The organism is Marinobacter sediminum, from assembly GCF_016820575.1.
Classification (GTDB): domain Bacteria; phylum Pseudomonadota; class Gammaproteobacteria; order Pseudomonadales; family Oleiphilaceae; genus Marinobacter; species Marinobacter sediminum.
Window position 1 is genome coordinate 1,033,122 of sequence record NZ_JAEMQH010000002.1, and the last position, 16,050, is coordinate 1,049,171.

Annotated in this window: 17 protein-coding genes; 7 read left to right on the forward strand and 10 right to left on the reverse strand. The window is 54.9% G+C overall.

What is annotated here, in order from left to right; all coding sequences use genetic code 11:
* Positions 1-68 precede the first annotated feature (68 nt).
* The 5 genes from yddG to FGO67_RS11525 all read right to left on the reverse strand — a co-directional run bounded on the left by yddG (position 69) and on the right by FGO67_RS11525 (position 3,843).
* The gene (yddG, locus tag FGO67_RS11505) at positions 69-1,016 is read right to left on the reverse strand and encodes an aromatic amino acid exporter YddG (RefSeq protein ID WP_238942344.1); all 948 of its coding nucleotides are present in this window, start codon (positions 1,014-1,016) and stop codon (positions 69-71) included.
* A 91-nt stretch (positions 1,017-1,107) separates the two neighbouring features.
* Positions 1,108-1,839, reverse strand: a complete 732-nt coding sequence (locus FGO67_RS11510) for an AraC family transcriptional regulator (protein ID WP_203300817.1) — start codon at positions 1,837-1,839, stop codon at positions 1,108-1,110.
* A gap of 14 nt (positions 1,840-1,853) precedes the next feature.
* Complete coding sequence (locus FGO67_RS11515) at positions 1,854-2,801, reverse strand: LysR family transcriptional regulator (RefSeq protein WP_203300818.1); 948 nt, start codon at positions 2,799-2,801, stop codon at positions 1,854-1,856.
* A gap of 121 nt (positions 2,802-2,922) precedes the next feature.
* A complete protein-coding gene (gene trxA / locus FGO67_RS11520) occupies positions 2,923-3,246 on the reverse strand; it encodes a thioredoxin (RefSeq protein ID WP_203300819.1) in 324 nt (107 codons plus the stop codon).
* Positions 3,247-3,477: 231 nt separating this feature from the next.
* Entirely contained in the window at positions 3,478-3,843 is a 366-nt protein-coding gene (locus FGO67_RS11525) for a lipid A-modifier LpxR family protein (protein ID WP_203300820.1), read from the reverse strand.
* A 416-nt stretch (positions 3,844-4,259) separates the two neighbouring features.
* On the opposite strand from FGO67_RS11525, the gene FGO67_RS11530 reads away from it, so the two are divergent.
* Entirely contained in the window at positions 4,260-4,511 is a 252-nt protein-coding gene (locus FGO67_RS11530) for a hypothetical protein (protein ID WP_203300821.1), read from the forward strand.
* Positions 4,512-4,563: 52 nt separating this feature from the next.
* Here the strand turns inward: FGO67_RS11530 and FGO67_RS17295 are convergent, their stop codons facing one another.
* Positions 4,564-4,842, reverse strand: coding sequence for a LysR substrate-binding domain-containing protein (locus tag FGO67_RS17295; RefSeq protein WP_203300822.1), 279 nt, complete (start codon positions 4,840-4,842; stop codon positions 4,564-4,566).
* A gap of 57 nt (positions 4,843-4,899) precedes the next feature.
* Here FGO67_RS17295 and FGO67_RS11540 point away from each other — a divergent pair, with 57 nt between their 5' ends.
* Positions 4,900-6,222: a ferredoxin reductase family protein gene (locus FGO67_RS11540; protein WP_203300823.1), complete on the forward strand. Its 1,323-nt coding sequence runs from the start codon at positions 4,900-4,902 to the stop codon at positions 6,220-6,222.
* A gap of 107 nt (positions 6,223-6,329) precedes the next feature.
* On the opposite strand, the gene FGO67_RS11545 is transcribed toward FGO67_RS11540, so the two are convergent.
* Positions 6,330-7,430 carry an alcohol dehydrogenase family protein gene (locus FGO67_RS11545; RefSeq protein WP_203300824.1) on the reverse strand — a complete coding sequence of 367 codons (1,101 nt, stop codon included), beginning with the start codon at positions 7,428-7,430 and terminating at the stop codon, positions 6,330-6,332.
* 173 nt (positions 7,431-7,603) lie between these two features.
* Between FGO67_RS11545 and FGO67_RS11550 the strand changes: the two genes are divergently transcribed.
* Positions 7,604-8,470 carry a LysR family transcriptional regulator gene (locus FGO67_RS11550; RefSeq protein WP_203300825.1) on the forward strand — a complete coding sequence of 289 codons (867 nt, stop codon included), beginning with the start codon at positions 7,604-7,606 and terminating at the stop codon, positions 8,468-8,470.
* A 177-nt stretch (positions 8,471-8,647) separates the two neighbouring features.
* Here the strand turns inward: FGO67_RS11550 and FGO67_RS11555 are convergent, their stop codons facing one another.
* Positions 8,648-9,847: a YbfB/YjiJ family MFS transporter gene (locus tag FGO67_RS11555; protein ID WP_203300826.1), complete on the reverse strand. Its 1,200-nt coding sequence runs from the start codon at positions 9,845-9,847 to the stop codon at positions 8,648-8,650.
* Positions 9,848-10,041: 194 nt separating this feature from the next.
* Between FGO67_RS11555 and FGO67_RS11560 the strand changes: the two genes are divergently transcribed.
* Positions 10,042-10,581, forward strand: coding sequence for a hypothetical protein (locus FGO67_RS11560; protein ID WP_203300827.1), 540 nt, complete (start codon positions 10,042-10,044; stop codon positions 10,579-10,581).
* 4 nt (positions 10,582-10,585) lie between these two features.
* On the opposite strand, the gene FGO67_RS11565 is transcribed toward FGO67_RS11560, so the two are convergent.
* The gene (locus FGO67_RS11565; protein ID WP_203300828.1) at positions 10,586-10,984 is read right to left on the reverse strand and encodes a hypothetical protein; all 399 of its coding nucleotides are present in this window, start codon (positions 10,982-10,984) and stop codon (positions 10,586-10,588) included.
* A 153-nt stretch (positions 10,985-11,137) separates the two neighbouring features.
* The gene (locus tag FGO67_RS11570) at positions 11,138-12,601 is read right to left on the reverse strand and encodes a malate:quinone oxidoreductase (protein WP_203300829.1); all 1,464 of its coding nucleotides are present in this window, start codon (positions 12,599-12,601) and stop codon (positions 11,138-11,140) included.
* A 195-nt stretch (positions 12,602-12,796) separates the two neighbouring features.
* Here FGO67_RS11570 and FGO67_RS11575 point away from each other — a divergent pair, with 195 nt between their 5' ends.
* From FGO67_RS11575 to FGO67_RS11585, 3 genes are all read left to right on the forward strand, one after another.
* Positions 12,797-13,705, forward strand: a complete 909-nt coding sequence (locus FGO67_RS11575) for a histone deacetylase family protein (RefSeq protein ID WP_203301199.1) — start codon at positions 12,797-12,799, stop codon at positions 13,703-13,705.
* Between the two features lie 175 nt (positions 13,706-13,880).
* Complete coding sequence (locus tag FGO67_RS11580; RefSeq protein ID WP_203300830.1) at positions 13,881-15,065, forward strand: thiamine pyrophosphate-dependent dehydrogenase E1 component subunit alpha; 1,185 nt, start codon at positions 13,881-13,883, stop codon at positions 15,063-15,065.
* Between the two features lies 1 nt (position 15,066).
* Complete coding sequence (locus FGO67_RS11585) at positions 15,067-16,044, forward strand: alpha-ketoacid dehydrogenase subunit beta (RefSeq protein WP_203300831.1); 978 nt, start codon at positions 15,067-15,069, stop codon at positions 16,042-16,044.
* The last annotated feature ends 6 nt before the right edge of the window (positions 16,045-16,050 follow it).

Genomic DNA, 16,050 nt, shown 5'->3' on the forward strand with positions numbered 1-16,050 from the left:
TGGTGACCGCCTTTTTTGTGCCCGAAGAAAGCACCGCGCACGCAGCTCTCCCATACTGAAACAGGGATCTATGAGCCCGGGCACTTATTAATTTTATCACTAGCCGTGACTTTGCTCTGCTGATCCAGAGAGTCATGGTTTGGCACCTCGCCCCCTCGACCAGCTCTTCCCGCGACCAATGAACCAACAACTATCAACACGCTCGCAGCGATTACGGCGTTGGTGGCTTCACCAAAGCCGGCCAAAACCAACAGCACGACGGAAATCAGTGGTGCACTGTAGGCCAAAGTACCGAGTAGCTGAATATTGCCGTGCTTTACACCGTAGTCCCAGGTAAAGAACGCGATACCCACCGGGCCAAGCCCCAGACCAATCACCCCAACCCACTGGCTCCAGCTATCTGGCCAGACTGTCTGCTCCCACAGCAGATGACAGACCCACGCCAACACGGCTGTTACCCCACAAAACCAGCCGACGGCATCTGTGGGTACGGATTTAACCAGGCGACTCAGCACCGAATAGGAGGACCAGATTAGTGCGCAGGCAAATGCGACCAGATAGCCATCCACATTCTCGACGCTGAATCCGCTGCTGTTGCGGCCGATCAATAACCAGCACCCGACTAACGCCATTACCGCTCCTGCGATGTGCTGGGCGCGTAAGGATTCGCCCGGCAGGAAGGCTGAAAACAGCACGATGAACAGGGGCCAGAGATAGGCCAATAGGCTCACCTCGACAGCTGGAGCAAGGGTCATTGCCTTGAAATAGGCGAAGTGATACCCGAAAAGACCAACCACACCAATGCACCACGCAAATACCGACTGGCGAGCGAATCGAATACCCATGTGCCCTGCCCGCAACCACCGCACCGCCATCAAGAAAAACGCGATGCTGAAAGTCATTGCCATGAGCTGGAATTCCGGAATATGGCCGCCAGTCAGCTTGGTCAGTAAGGCCAAAGTGCCCCACAGAAGCACCGATATTGAGCCAATCCAGGTGGCTGTTGCTGTCGTCATTATTGTCTCTCCCTTGGATACCATTGGTAGAACTCGAAGCAAGAGAGCTTAGGGTTTGCTGCCTGTAGTGGGCTTTCGGAATTCGGAAGGGTTATTTCGAAAGTCTGCGGAAGTAACTCGGGGAGTGCCCAAAATGCTGGGCAAAGCGATCGCTGAAGGCCGACAACGAACTGTAGCCGACGGCATCAGCGATGCTCTGGATCGACAGGTCACCACGTTCCAGCAATTGCCAGGATGCCTGCATGCGGAGCTCGGTGAGGTAATGATGCGGAGTCAGTCCGACCTGATGCTTGAACAGCTCGTTAAGCTGCCGCGGGCTCAGGTGTGAAATGGAGGCTAGCTGACTAACCGTAATTTTCTGGTGGTAGTTCTCGTCGATGAACCGCTTGGCGGTTTCCACCCGGCGGTCCAGTCTCAGTGTGTCGCCAAACCGTTCCTGTAGTAACTGAATCAACAGCAGCAGCATCTGGTGCTGCGTTTGGGAGGACTCATCGCCCTGCTCCAACTGCGAATGCAGGAATTGCACGTAGTGTTCGAGTCCGGCGTCCAACTGGACAAAACAAGGCAGCTTGTCCAGCATCGGCGCCAGCGCTGAGGGAATGTCAGCGACCACGAACCGATTGGCATTCGTTGCTGCGAAATCGTGATCGTGCCCAGCGGCGATGATCGCGGCTTTGCCACCGCTCACTTCCCCCGCTTTACTGTCGACCGACAGCGACAGGGTACCCACTAACGGCAACACCAGTTGATGGTGATCATGGGCATGTTTCTGGCCCTGATCACCATAACTTTTTAGTTGGAGGTTCGTTCGGACATTCGACATTTTTTACGTCCGAGTTAGACCGCTTTCAGGTGCCGACCACAGGGCGAATTCGCCATGATGTCATGCCAACGATCCCGAAGAAGTCGCTCCAGAAGTTCACGCATCCAGATAATGCCGGGGTCGCGATCATGACGGGCGTGCCAGATCAGGTAAAGACTGGTGGGATCAATCTCGAACGGCAACTCACCCATCCAAAGCCCATTTACAAAACCACAATCCTGACTGATCAGCTCCGGTACCGCCGCGATTAGATTCGTGTCTCTCAATATCTGCGGCACAATGGAAAAATGGTTAACCGTGGTAGCAATTCGGCGACTCTGCCCCTTTTGATCCAGGTAACTGTCTACGAAGCCATGAGCATCGCCTGACATGGACACCAGTAAATGGCGCGCGGACAGGAACTCTTCCATGGTGATGGGCCTGCCCGCCAGCGGATGGTCTTCGCGCATGGCTAGAACGTACCCACCCTCGAACAACCAGGTACTGCGCAGGCTATGGTCATGCTGGTTCAACACACCAACCGCCAGATCAACATGCGCCTCTCTCAGATCGTCATAGCTGCCATCTGGGGTGTACGGAACCGCGTGCAGGTCAACGCCCGGCGCTTCTCGCTCAAGTAACTCTATGAGCGGCCGCCAGATCATTTCCACAATGACATCGGTCGCAGCAATCCTGAACTTCCTTTTGGAACTGGCCGGATCGAACTGGGTAGCACTCACCGCGTTGGTTAGAGCGTACATCGGGTTGCCAACCTGGTCCCAAAGGCTCAGCGCGTAAGAGGTGGGCTCAATATTGCGCCCTTTTCGGACGAACAAGGGGTCGTTCCAGATCTGGCGCATCCGAGAAATCGCGTTCGACACCGCCGGCTGTGTCATGGCAAGCCGCTCTGCCGCTCGGGTAACCGAGCGCTCAGTCATAATGGCATCAAAAATATAGAGGAGTTGCAGCTCCTGCGTTTTCATCGGGTGGCTTCCTGGATGAGGACGGCTGTCGCCAATAAGTCTGCCCAGCAATTACCTAGGGCGCAACTGAATCGCAAAAACGCCCTGTCGAAGTGACAGGGCGTTCAAGCGGCTTGGTTTGTCAGATATTGCCTTTAACGAAGGTTCGCAATTGCCCCAGGCTGCCAGCGCCAGTTTGCCGGGCGATAACACCACCGTCTCGGAACAATGCCAGCGTCGGGATGCTTCGGATCCCCATGCGGGCAGCCGTTTCGGGACTGTCGTCCACGTTCACCTTGGCTACAACCAATTCCTCGCCAAACTCATCGGCGATCTCCTCAACGATCGGCCCCACGGTTTTGCACGGGCCACACCAGGGTGCCCAGAAATCCACCAACACCGGCTTGCCGTTTTGGCTAACAGCCGTCTCAAAATTGCTGTCGTTTACATCAATAATGTTTGTCATGTTGTTACTCCTTTCAATTTGCGACTTGCCCTAACCATGAAGTCTGGTCCGGATTAAAACCAATTGTTCAGACGTATACATGGCATTTCCTCAGATGATGACCGCCGCCGCATTAACGATTGCTCAGTCGTTTACTGAGCACCAGCCCCCCCCCAAGCCAAGGTGCGATCTCCCGTACCACTTTTGGTCTCCGAGCTCTGAACCCGAAGCACATAGCTCAGCTCCACACCGTTAGAGAGCGTGTGGGTATGGACGGTCACCATAATCAATCCGCCAGGCGGAAATTTCCTCGGGCGTAAAGCCATAAACGCCAAACTCCTGGGACGTACTCACAGCTATGTCGGGAAATGCAGTAAAGCGGCCCAGCAAACCATGATCGATAGTTCCGGCCAGGCGCGAATACACATTGTTGCCAAACTCTGGAGAGTTCGAAGCATAGGTAATCGCCACGCCGGCGGTGTAGTCCCGGTCTGTTTGAGTTGGAGCAAACAGATCGTTGTCCGTAGACAAAGCGTTCACAGAGTCCGGACCGGCTGAAAGGCCGGTGGTTGAGACGGCGGTAAAACCGAGTGCAAAGGCGAGTGAAAGGTAACGCATGGCCAACTCCAGTACTTCGAGATCGTTGATCGAGTTGGCGGCTATTCTTGGGAGGCAAGGCGGTGAGGACTAATAAGAAGTTCGTATTTGGAGTATCACTATTCGTGATGCATACGTAGTTTAAAAGTTCTTCAGAGTATGATCGGTTTTTGTCACTTATGAGAAAATTTCTAGGAGTCTCCTATACACAACTGTTTTAATGATGTTTTAACATTCTCCCTTGGGAAAATCAGCAGTTCAAAAATGATCCAGACGAGGATCAGGCACCCAAAATCATAACCTGGCGTGATATCACCCATACTGATTCCGAATTATTCATGGCCCACCGCAGTCCGCATACTTCACTCCATCAGATAGCGACCACCTGGTCGGTATCGATTGAAGCATTAACCAACTTGAACTCAGGAGAAGATGTTATGCGTAAATTTGCTCTGGTAACCCTCGCCTCACTAATCGCCGTAGCGGCCCTTCCTGCCCATGCAACTCTGGCAGACCGCAAATCTGACGAACCGAGCGCAGAAACTGCTCAGCCCGCGCCTTACAGTGGCCAAGTGGTCATTCGCGGCGAAGTTCGCTCTGAGAATGCCAAAAAGGACGACGCAGAGCCAGCACCCTACAGCGGTCAGATTGTTATTCGTGGTGAAGTTAAGTCCGAAAGCCACGGCTAAGTTTTGAATAGTTCATGTGCGTCTTGGCACCAGGGACGGTGCGTTTTTCCGATTACTCCGCTTTACCCGGCTTAACCGCCCTGCTTTCCATTCTGACCTCCATCCATGGCGGTCTGCTGCCAATTCGTTCCAGCAGAAAATCAATGAATACCCGAACCTTCGCCGTCAACACATTGGACTTGGGATACACCAGCCAGAGCGCTGGCTCTGCATCCATCTGGTAATCTGGCAGAACCTGAATCAGGGTGCCTTCGGCGAGTTCCCTATGAACGCTCCACAGAGCATGTATGGCAATCCCTGCGCCCTCCATGGTCGCTATCTTGTAGCTCAAACCGTCATCGATAAAGAGCTTATTGCTCCGAAAAACTGAATTGCACGATCGTAAGAAGTGAAACAGACTGAACGGATGAAACCGCTCTTTTTGATCGTCGGTTACCTTGTCGTTGTCACATTGCCTTTGGCCTTGTCCTGGTGGGTTGGTGGGCCTCCGCGCCAATTCCAACAGGAACTGGCATCCGGCATGGGCATTCTTGCCTTCTCGATGGTCCTCATGGAATTCATCTTGTCCGGCCGTTTTAAAGCCATTTCAAATGGCGTAGGCCTGGATGTAACCATGCGGCTTCACCAGATCATGGCCCGCACGGCTCTGGTCTTTGCTCTGCTGCACCCGTTTCTTTACCAGGGCACGCCCTCAGGTGGTCCACGCCCATGGGACCCCACGCATGTATTGACGATTACGACTGATTTTTCCGCTCTGTCGACAGGCATTGCCGCCTACCTGCTCCTTCCAAGCCTTGTGCTGCTGGCAATCGGGCGCGCTCAATTAAACTTTAGATACGAGACGTGGCGCCTTTTGCATGGGATCGGCGCGCTCTTGATCGCGGTTCTTCTGTTGCACCACACCGTGAATGCAGGGCGATACGGATCGCAGCCCGTGATGAGCTGGGTGTGGCTGGCAATGACTGGACTGGCTGTTGGGTCACTGCTTTGTGTTTACATCCTGGTTCCCTTACTTCAAAAGGCCCGCCCCTGGCGGGTGACCTCGGTAGCCCGATTGACACCCAAGCAGTGGGAAGTGACCGTAAAACCAAACGGTCATAGTGGGTTGGATTATAAAGCCGGGCAGTTCGTCTGGCTCAACGTGGGAAACAGCCCATTCTCGCTGAAAGAAAACCCGTTCTCCATTTGCTCAGCGCCGGCGGCCGGACCGGAACTGTCGTTCATGATCAAAGAACTTGGCGACTTCACACGAACAATCCGCCAGATAAAAACTGGAACCGTCGCCTATCTTGATGGCCCCTATGGCAATCTTTCTCTCGAAGGTCGCACTGAACCTGGGGTCGCGCTCATCGCAGGGGGCGTTGGCCTCGCCCCGCTGCTGGGCATACTCAGGCAAATGCGCCTGACCGGCGATTCACGCGAGGTAAAGGTGATCTATGGAAATCGGATAATCGATCAGATTGCCTATCGTGAGGAGTTGGATACGGAGGACGTCTTCTACGTTCTTCAGGAACCGCCAGAAACCTGGCACGGAGAAACAGGCTTCGTAGATGCGGCGCTAATAGACCGCGTATTTACGGAGAAAGAGTTCAGCGAATGGGTCTTTGTGATGTGCGGGCCGGCAATCATGATGGATATCGTTGAAGATCACCTGACTGAGAGGGGCACGCCCTCTCATCGTATCCTGTCGGAGCGGTTCAGCTATGACTAATCCAATCAAGCGCCTGAGCACGCGGCGACGGGGTTTATGGATGATATGGGCCCTCAACATCGCACTTTGCTTAATGCTTCTGGTTTTCGTATTGCGCTAGCGAGAACCTAAGTCTTCACCTTAATAGCCAGCTTTCCCGAAAAGCGCTTGGCCATGAAGTCCTCCTGAGCCTGAACCACATCACGCAACGCGTAGGTTTTTGCTACCACCGGGCGAATTTCATTCCGCTCGATGTAGCCGATCAGGTTCTCGAATACATGCTTCGGCTGCCAGGTAGACCCAAAAAAGCTCAGGTCCTTCAGGTACAAAGTGCGCACGTCCAGCTCCACGATGGGACCGGCGATCGCACCGGATACCACGTAACGCCCGCCTCGGCTCAGCACCTCCAGCAGCTCCGGCCACTGCGGGCCAGCAACCAAATCCGCCACCACGTCAATGCTGTCCTTCTCAAGCGTTTCAAGCAGAGATTGACCTCTGGGGATCACCTTATCCGCCCCCAGCTCACGAACCTCATCAAACTTGGCTTCCCCGCACACTGCGATGACCTCAGCGCCACGGCGCTTGGCCAATTGCACCGCAGCCGATCCGACACCGCCGGAAGCACCGGTAATCAGAATCCGTTCACCTGCTTTCAAACCGCCTCTGTCCAGCATGCCCTCCGCCGTGGAATAGGCACAGGGGAACGAAGCCAGTTCAGCGTCAGTCAGATCACTGTTTACTGAAAACACTTCGCTTGAGCGCGCGACGGCGTATTCGGCGTAGCCGCCATTACACTCGGAACCGAAGGTAATGAGATTGTAGGAAGAGGGATTATCGGGCGCCTGTTGCATGGGGCGCACCAGTACCCGCTCACCAATCCGGCCCGAATCCACGCCCTCACCTACCGCTACAATGCGCCCACAAACATCGGCACCCTGAATACGCGGAAACTCCAGGGGCTGTCCAGACCAACCGCCGTCTTCCTCGTTAGCGGACACAAAGCCGGCTGCGGCACCCTGATCCGTTCCCGTCGTCACGCCTTTAGAGTACCAGCCAGTGCGGGTGTTTATGTCGGTATTATTGATTGCACTGGCACCCACTTCGATCAACACCTCGTCTGCACCGGCCTTTGGCACCGCAAGATTGTCCCGGTACTCGAGTTTGTCCAGACCGCCATGACCTGTGAGCACCATGCCCGCCATAACCTCAGGAAGATCGTTCTGTTTCATGCTGCTGCCCTCACTCGTCGGTTTGCAAAAGCCCGCTGGTGCGGAATGTCAGGCTGACATCATAAGAACGCCCAATAATTCATTCAAACGAATTAATGTGATACCGTGATTCAGAATATTTGAATCATGAGCTAGTGCATTAGCTTACCTGCCCCCTTACTCTGGAACCCGCCATGAAGCCCTTGCTAAACCTCGAGTTGCTGAACACCTTCTCGGTTGTCGTTGAAATGGGCGGCTTCAAAGAAGCTGCTACCCGGCTCTACCGTTCGCAGGCAGCTGTGAGCATGCAGATCAAGCGCCTCGAAGAACAGCTGGGGCAACGGCTGCTAGAGCGAAGCAATCAGGGCATCGAACTAACCGATTCAGGGAAAACGCTCCTGGCCTACATCAATCGGCTGCTGCGATTGAACAACGAGACCCTCAGCGCTCTCAGCGCAGAGCCCTTACGTGGCCCGGTGCACTTCGGAATTCCGACCGATTACGCTCAGACCTTTTTGGATCATTTCCTGCCGCGCATGCGGGATTCCTTCCCAGAGCTGGTTCCACGCATCACCTGCGGCCGCAGCCGCAAACTTCGGGAGCTGGTGAACACCGGCGATCTGGACCTTGCGATTGTGACCGGCGAAGCCCAATTTCCAGGTGAAAAGAGCCTGTGGTCAGAAAGGCTATGCTGGTTCGCGCCAACAGGAATGCCCCTTGAGCAACAGGGCTCCCTGCCCGTGGCGTTGCTGCAAAGCGATTGTGCCCTGCGGGATCTGGCCCAGTTGGATCTGAAACACTCTGGCCTGGATTACCATCCGGTGGTTACAAGCCCAGACATGGCCAATCTGTATGCAACGGTAGAGAGCGGCCTAGCGGTGGCTCTGCTGCCAGAGTCTTCAATTTCCTCAGAGCGGGTACGGCCCTTGCGCATGGACAGCCTGCCGAACCAGCGCCTACTCACTATGAATCTGATCGAGGCGGGAACATTGTGCAAGACGTTTCTGGGTCCATTGGAGGACTGCATCCTCGAGGCGGCGAAAGTCTTACGCCAGCCTTAACACCATCAATGGCTAGGGCTTGGCCTTCTGACCAAATGATCGCATTGGAATCGAACACGCGCACGCCACCACCGTCGTGACCTTTGGAGCCCATTGATACGCCCCCGCCAGAGAACTCGAATGGCTTAATTTTGCGCTGGACAAGACACTTTAGATAGTTTTGAGTGATCACTCACCTTAATGTTCACAAATTTTCAAGCGCTGCTGTTCAGTGGCAGTTTCCCGGCTCTTCGCCATGATCAGTAGCAGAGCCCCAAGCACCATTGCTCCAGCGGCTGTATAGAGCCCCGCCGAGTAATCTCCGTTGTACTCACGCAGAAGCCCGGTGATCGCCGGAGCAATAATCTGGGCAATCCCATAAAAGATGGTCATCTTCCCCATGAATTTGGCGGGTCTGGAGGGATAGAAGCGGCCTGCCATGGTGAGCACGAGGCAAACAATGCCCACAAAGGTGCCGCCGAACAAGATGGCGCCCAACACCGTTAAGACAAGATTGGGTTCAATGATAGGCAACAGAATGCCTACAGCTTGCAGTAAACTCGCGACAATCATCGCATTCAGATTGCCTACCCGGCGCGCGATAAGATCCCAGAGTATGGCGCTTGGCGCTGCAGCCAGCCCCATCACAAGAAAGGCCCAGACGCCCTTACCTTCCAGCCCGGGCAGTTCATCAACCAGCGCAACAATGAAGGTCGCGCTGACCACGTAACCAACGCCGGCACAGAAATAGGCAACGGCGAACAGTCTCATAAAGGCGGCGCTGGGTGGCGAGTCCTCCATGGATTTCTGATTCAACCCGACGGGCACCGGCACCGGTCGCGGCAACCAACCCAAAGCAGGAATCAAAAGAATGGCACCAATCGCGGTCAACACCAGCCATTGCTCGCGCCAATCAAAAACTGTGTTCATCAACTCAACGGCAGCGGCACACAAAACCATGCCCAGGCCAACGCCACTGAACTGAATGCCCAACTCACTACGGTGGTTATTCCGCATCAGCCAATTCAGCACCAACCCGGAGCCGATAAGCATACCGGCGGCACAGCTTAAACCGGCCAGAAAGCGCAGGAACGACAAAAGCCAGAAGTTTTCAGTGAGCCCCATACCCGCTGTGGTAACCACGGCAAAGAACAGGCCTATCCGATATAGCCGATCCTTCAATGCCAGGTCACTGATCATCGAGGCGATTAATGCGCCACACAGGTAACCCAGATAGTTAATCGCGGCCAACCAGCCGCCTTCAGCCGCTCCCAGCTCTGTGTTCTCCAACATGGCCGGCAACAACGGCGTGTAGGCAAACCGCGAAATGCCCATCACCAGAATCAGGTTCATTACTCCTGCGGTCAGAACCTTGTAACGTTGGGCTGAGTCATTCATGGGCACCTCAGGACGAAAAGATGGAAACTGTTCAAAGCCTATCCTAAGGAATAACATATAGGAACTGGATTATTTGGATGCTAACTAAAGTCTAATGCTGCAATCAGAAGTGAAGAATCTCGCTCTAGGACTTGAGAAATTCCCAGCGTCGCTCAGGCTCAGCCAAGTCTTGGCCTGCATTTAGAGGAGTATCAATGACCATGAAATTAGTCTGGCTTCATGGGCCACCAGCCGCAGGTAAATTGACCGTTGCTAAAGCCTTGCAGAGCAATCACGGCTTCAAGCTCTTTCATAACCACCTTGCGGTTGATCTGAGCATGGCGATTTATGATGGCTTCGGTGAAAAGGACTTCCACGACTTCACCAACTCCATCAGACGCCAGGCGCTCTCCAAGGCCAATGAACTTGGGGTCGCGCGCATGGTGATGACATTCATGACCTGTGCGGAGGAAGATGAGGAGGAAATTGCTCGATACCTGGATTTCTTTCAGTCTGAGGGCATTGAGGTATACCCGGTTCAGTTACTCCCGAGGCATGACGTGCTTTTCAGCCGCGCAGTGTCGGTAGAGCGCCTGCAAAGCCATAAGATCTCCTGCCAGGGCCAGCTTTCTGAGTTGTTGTCGGAGTGGCAGTTCTTGCCCATTGAGCACATGAACGCTCTTCAGATCGATAATTCCGAGCGATCCCCTGATGACGTAGCCCGCGTGATCATTGGGCATCTATCGCTCTTCTGATTATTCAGTCATGCCCCTTCAATACCTCTTCAGCCCTCGCATCGGCCCCCTGCCGGGAGGTAACCGTCTCGGCAGGGGCTCCCTTGTTATCGTAGATCTCAATCAACTGGTCGATCACGTCATCGGGAATGTCTGGGGCCAGGATAATCACCTGCCGAATCATTCCCCGCTTCACCGACCACTCGGCGATGTCCTTTCGGATCTGCTTCAAGTCTTCGGCGTACAGCAGCCCCAGAAGGTCGGAGGTTTTTGCATAGTCAGTAAAGTCGATGATTTTGACCCAATCACCGGCCGGATGGTGGTTCACCATGGATCTATAGGCGAGGAAATAATCGCTGACGCTGGTCGTTGCCCAGGTTTTGAAAAGAGTGACGACTAAGCTATTCCCTTCCCATACGATCATGGTGTTGTGACTCTCTGGTAGCGACCTAAGGGCCAGGGTTAAATATACGCTTGATCCGAACAACCGGCCTCCCCAGATGCGGATCTGTTTCAGAGCTCAGCGGCAAAAAGGAACAAAACAAGGGCGACCGGTTAGCCGCCCTTGGGAACGATCTTACGGAGTGGCAGGCTGGCCTATCCCCAACTTGCTATTTGCCGAATCACGAATGGCCCGGTAGCGCTCCGGGTTATTAATCAGCGTGTCCAGGTCATCCTCGGGAAAAATTTCTTTCCTCTTTTCCTGGGCTTCGTCCTTGGTAAAAATCGAAGGCAAGAGCTGCTCCAGACAGCGCAACATTACCTCAGGGGAAACCGATGCACCAGGCGAAGCGCCCAGCAACGTGCCGTAGGTTTTGTCACTGGATACCAGGATCTCCGTGCCCATCTGCAGATCACCGTCTTTGATGATCTGCACACGCTGGCCGGCCTCTATGGCTTTCCAGTTAAACTTCTTGCTCATGCCAGGAGCGAAGCGCTCCAGCTCCTCGAACATGCTCTTCTCGCCTTTGAAGGTCTCTGAGACCAGATACTTAACCAGCGGGAAGTGTTCCAAGGCAACGTTTAACAGGCCGGGGATGTCATGCAGCCGCATGGACTTGAGGTAATCAAAGAACCCGCGCCCCTTTTCCAACACAGGTTTGAAAGAGGCAAAAGGCCCAAACAGTAGGTAATGCTGGCCATCCGCTACCCGTAAATCCAAATGGGGCACTGACATCGGTGGCGCGCCAACCGCGGCTTTGCCATAGGTTTTAGCCCGGTATTGTTCGGCCTGCTCTGCGCTGATTGGCGCCTGCAGGAACCGCCCGCCGACCGGAAAACCGGTAAAACGGCTCCGGAAAGGCAGGTGGCTTTTCTTCAACAGCGGGAAGGCGCCACCGCCTGCGCCGACAAACAGTACGTCGGCGCGATGCTGAATTTCCGTTCCGTTCTGTTCAGCTTCGATCAGCCAGCGCCCAGTGGGGCTGCGGTGCACGCGTTTCACATGGGTGCCGTACTCAATTTTTACGCCAAGCTCCTGCACCGCGTGGGCGGCCATCTGCTCAGTCAGGGCGCCGAAATTCACGTCGGTACCGGTTTCAATCACCGTGGCCGCCATCTTCTCGTGGCGAGGACGCTCCTCCATCAGGTACGGGATCCAGCTCTTGATCTCGTCGAAATCTTCGGAGAACTGCATGTTCTCGAAGAAATGGTGAGCTGACATTTCCTTGAACCGCAGCCTCAGCTCTTCAATGGACGACTCAGACACAATGGTGCAGTGCTTGGTGCGGTTGATGAAGCTCTTGGGATCTTTGATGGCGCCCTTTTCAACCAAATGCGCCCAGAACTGCTTGGCTATATTGAACTGCGCGTGGATTTTTAAAGCCTTCTCAACGGAAATGACCTCTTCGTCTACGGGGGTGTAGTTAAGCTCGCAGTTGGCTTCGTGCCCGGTACCGGCGTTGTTGAATACCCAAGAGTTACCCGCCCCGGCACGATCCAATCGCTCCAGAATGGTCACGTCCAGCTCGGGAGCCAGCTCTTTCGCCAGCGTGGCGAGAGTGGTGCCCATAATCCCCGCGCCGATGATGATCACGTTCATAAACTTTATCCATCCGCCTGATTTTTTTAAGTTTGCTCCACGAAGGAGCCGTGCTAGAAAGTGCTAATACCCGAAGGTACCATGCTTCGGCCATTCTCAGGGAACCTGATATGGCTGATACCTCGACAGCAACCAAACCACTTCGAGAACCGGGCGTAGAACTGTAGTGATCGAAGTGAGAAAAAATTGACCACCATGACCATCCCTTTGGTGTACCACCCAGACTACAGTTTCCCGTTTCCGTCCCGCCATCGCTTCCCCATGGAGAAGTTTGCGCGATTGGCTGCCTACCTGCGTGGCCAGAATATCCTGACACCGGGCAATTGCTATCGCCCAGGCCCCTGCCGCCAGCAATGGCTGACACAAACCCACTGCTCCGAGTACCTCCAGCGCTTTTATCGCAACACTCAGTCCGACAAAGAGCGTCGGCAAATGAACCTACCCTGGAGCGAGGGGCTGGTAAAGCGGACCTTTCTGGCACCCTCCGGTACCGTGCTCACCGCACAGCTTGCCCTGCAGCATGGCATTGCCTGCCATCTGGCCGGTGGTACCCACCACGCCCATCACGACTACGCCTCCGGCTTTTGCATTCTGAATGACCTGGCCATTGCCGCAAACGTGCTGGCACGCCAGAACGGAGGTCTGCAAGTTCTGGTGTTTGACTGCGACGTCCACCAGGGCGATGGCACCGCCGCACTTTTGCGGAATGAACCCCGAGCCTTCACATGCTCGATTCACTGCAAACAGAATTTCCCATTCACCAAGCAACAGAGTGACTGGGACGTAGAGCTGCCTGCAGGTACGCAAGATGAAGCCTATCTCGATACCGTTCGATCAACACTGCTGACGGCTATTGAACAAGTCCAACCCAACATCGTGCTCTATGACGCCGGTGTCGACGTGTTCGACGGTGATCCGCTCGGCCAGCTGCGCATCACCGAATCCGGCATACGGCGACGGGACAACCTGGTGCTGAGTGAGCTCAAAAAAGCACAAATTCCCGTCGCGACAGTGATTGGCGGTGGCTACGACGATGACCGGGACACCCTGGCCCGCCGCCATGCCATTGTAATTGAAGAAGCCCAACGAGTTTTCGGCCGCTAGAAGTTCTTAAAATCCCGTCACAGGTCTACCCCAATTCGGAAGTTTACGTTAAGGTAAAGGTGTTCCGATCCTGACACAGATCTCACCGGATCCCGTCAGGCTGTCTTTCGAGACTTTAACTACACTCCCACAAGGAGTGTTTTGTTCCTCAGGCCATCACCCCAGGAAGAGGATTATGACAACAACAAAATCCAAAGTTGTATATTCCCCAGTATTTACCGATGGTGCGGAATTCCGGATTCCCACCTTCAAGCTTCTGAAACAGGACGGTTCACTCTACAAGAGTGCCAAGGCTCCTGATCTAGATAAAGAGAAGGCCCTGCGTATCTACCGGGCCATGGTCACCACGCGGATTCTCGACGAGCGCATGCTTGCCGCTCAGCGCCAGGGGCGTTTGAGCTTTTACATGCAGTGCACCGGTGAAGAAGCCGCTGTTATCGGCAGCACCGCTGCGCTAGATGATGGTGACATGATCATGGCGCAATACCGGGAACAGGGCGCCCTCGCCTATCGCGGCTTCTCCATCGACGAGTTTATGAACCAGTTGTTCGGCAACGAGCTGGACTATGGCAAGGGCCGCCAGATGCCTGTCCATTACGGTTCCGAAAAACTCAACTACATGACTATTTCATCGCCCCTGGCCACTCAGATTCCTCAGGCCACAGGCTACGCGTACGGCCAGAAAATGGCGGGCGAAGGTCATTGCACCATCACCTACTTCGGCGAAGGCGCTGCCTCCGAAGGTGACTTTCACGCCGCCCTGAACATGGCCGCGGTTCACCGCGTGCCCGTGATCTTCCTGTGCCGCAACAACGGCTACGCCATTTCAACGCCCGCCGCTGAACAGTTCGCGGCCGATGGTGTTGCGCCCCGGGCCTACGGCTACAAGATGGACGTGATCCGGGTGGACGGTAACGACATTCTGGCCATGTACCAGGCCACCCAGGAAGCACGAAAACTGGCGGTGGAGCACAATCGCCCCGTGCTGATCGAAGCCATGAGCTATCGCCTGGCGGCCCACTCCTCCTCCGACGATCCCTCGGGCTATCGCAGCAAAGACGAAGAAGCCGTCTGGCGCGAAAAAGATCCGATCCTGCGCATGCGTTTGTGGCTGGAAAGCCTCAAATGGTGGAGCGAAGACGACGAAAAGCAACTCCAGGAAAACATGCGCCGCGAAGTGCTTGAAACCATGAAGCGCGCCCAGAAGCGGCCACCTCCCGCACTCGATACGCTGGTTACCGATGTTTACGACGAAGTTCCGCCGCACCTGGCAGAACAGTTCGAAAAGGTAAAAGCGCACATCTGCAAGTATCCGGATGAGTATCCAAAGAGTGCTGAGCATGCGAAGGGAGGGGCCTGAGATGTCTAAGATGAATATGCTCCAGGCCATTAACAGTGCCCTGGACACGGCCATGGCCGAAAACGAAAAGGTATTGTGCTTCGGTGAAGACGTCGGTGTTTTTGGTGGGGTATTCCGAGCCACCAGCAACCTGCAACAGAAATACGGCAAGGCACGGTGCTTCAACACCCCACTGGTGGAACAGGGGATCATCGGCTTTGCCAACGGCCTGGCCGCGCAAGGTTCGGTCCCGGTGGCGGAGATTCAGTTTGCGGACTACATCTTTCCGGCGTTCGACCAGATCGTTAACGAATCCGCCAAGTTTCGTTACCGCTCTGGCAACTTGTTTAATGTAGGTGGCCTGACCATTCGAGCACCCTATGGCGGCGGTATCGCCGGTGGCCTTTACCACTCGCAGTCACCGGAAGCCTATTTCGCTCACACACCCGGTCTGAAGATTGTGGTGCCGCGCAACCCTCATCAGGCCAAGGGCCTGTTGCTGGGCGCGATTCATGATCCTAACCCCACCCTATTCTTCGAGCCCAAGCGCCTCTATCGCGCGTCCGTTGGCGAAGTGCCCGACGAGGACTACCGGCTCCCACTGGGTGAAGCCGAAGTCATCAAGGAAGGCTCGGACATTACCCTGCTGGGCTGGGGCGCCCAGATGGAAGTGATCGAAAAAGCCGTGGAAATGGCCGAGAAAGAAGGCATTTCCTGCGAGGTTATCGACCTGAGAACCATCCTGCCCTGGGACGTGGAAACCGTTGCCAACTCGGTATTCAAAACCGGACGCCTGGTAGTTACTCACGAAGCTCCCCTGACCGGCGGTTTCGCCGGTGAAATCGCCGCCACCATTCAGGACCGTTGCTTCCTGTATCTGGAGTCTCCGATTGCACGGGTTACCGGGATCGACACACCGTTCCCGCTGGTGCTGGAAAAAGAGCACCTGCCCAATCACCTGAAGGTCTATGAGGCCATCAGGGCGAGCGTCGATTTCTAGGCTGAT